At 44.4% G+C, this 1,737-nt stretch carries 1 rRNA gene; it reads left to right on the top strand.

What is annotated here, in order from left to right:
* The first annotated feature begins 43 nt into the window (after positions 1-43).
* A 16S ribosomal RNA gene (locus BCF59_RS03635) occupies positions 44-1,548 on the top strand.
* Positions 1,549-1,737: the final 189 nt, after the last annotated feature.

Below are 1,737 nucleotides of genomic sequence, written 5' to 3'. Positions count from 1 at the left end.
AAAAGTTCTTTGAAAACTAGATATATAAAACATGACAGTCAATTTTTTCGAGAGTTTGATCCTGGCTCAGGATGAACGCTGGCTGTGTGCCTAATACATGCATGTCGAGCGGAGTTCTTTTAGAACTTAGCGGCGAATGGGTGAGTAACACGTACTTAACGTACCTTTTAGATTGGGATAACGGTGAGAAATTATCGCTAATACCGGATACATTTAATATTTGCATAAATATTAAATGAAAGAAGCGTTTGCTTCACTAAAAGATCGGGGTGCGGAACATTAGCTAGTTGGTAGGGTAATGGCCTACCAAGGCGATGATGTTTAGCGGGGTTGAGAGACTGATCCGCCACACTGGGACTGAGATACGGCCCAGACTCCTACGGGAGGCAGCAGTAGGGAATTTTCCACAATGGGCGAAAGCCTGATGGAGCGACACAGCGTGCAGGATGACGGCCTTCGGGTTGTAAACTGCTGTTATAAGGGAAGAAAAAATGCTATAGGAAATGATAGCATCTTGACGGTACCTTGTCAGAAAGCAACGGCTAACTATGTGCCAGCAGCCGCGGTAATACATAGGTTGCAAGCGTTATCCGGAATTATTGGGCGTAAAGCGTCTGTAGGTTGTGTGTTAAGTCTGGCGTCAAAATTTGGGGCTCAACCCCAAATCGCGTTGGATACTGGCATACTAGAATTGTATAGAGGTTAGCGGAATTCCTAGTGAAGCGGTGAAATGCGTAGATATTAGGAAGAACACCAACTTGGCGAAGGCAGCTAACTGGGTATATATTGACACTGAGAGACGAAAGCGTGGGGAGCAAACAGGATTAGATACCCTGGTAGTCCACGCTGTAAACGATGATGATTAGCTGATAGGAACTATCGGCACAGCTAACGCATTAAATCATCCGCCTGAGTAGTATGCTCGCAAGAGTGAAACTTAAAGGAATTGACGGGGATCCGCACAAGCGGTGGAGCATGTGGTTTAATTTGAAGATACGCGTAGAACCTTACCCACTCTTGACATCTTCTGCAAAGCTATAGAGATATAGTGGAGGTTAACAGAATGACAGATGGTGCATGGTTGTCGTCAGCTCGTGTCGTGAGATGTTCGGTTAAGTCCTGCAACGAGCGCAACCCTTATCCTTAGTTAATTTTCTAGGGAGACTGCCCGAGTAATTGGGAGGAAGGTGGGGACGACGTCAAATCATCATGCCTCTTACGAGTGGGGCAACACACGTGCTACAATGGATGGTACAAAGAGACGCAAAACGGCGACGTGAAGCAAATCTCAAAAAACCATTCTCAGTTCGGATTGTAGTCTGCAACTCGACTACATGAAGTCGGAATCGCTAGTAATCGTAGATCAGCTACGCTACGGTGAATACGTTCTCGGGTCTTGTACACACCGCCCGTCACACCATGGGAGCTGGTAATGCCCGAAGTCGGTTTTGTTAACTACGGAGACAACTGCCTAAGGCAGGGCCGGTGACTGGGGTGAAGTCGTAACAAGGTATCCCTACGAGAACGTGGGGATGGATTACCTCCTTTCTACGGAGTACAAAAGTTACAGTTCATTTTAGTAACATTTACCAACTTAAAAGACTATTATAATTTGTCATGGAATTTGTTTTATAGTCGCAAATATATCTAGTTTTGAGAGAACTTTTCTCTCGTATTTGTTCTTTGAAAACTGAATAGTAAAGATATTAAATATAACAACGACATCAATAAATAAAT

The sequence above is a fragment of the Mycoplasmopsis mustelae genome, assembly GCF_004365095.1.
Classification (GTDB): Bacteria; Bacillota_I; Bacilli_A; order Mycoplasmatales; family Metamycoplasmataceae; genus Mycoplasmopsis; species Mycoplasmopsis mustelae.
Note: the sequence above shows the minus strand (reverse complement) of the source record. Positions and strands in the feature narration are given on the sequence as shown.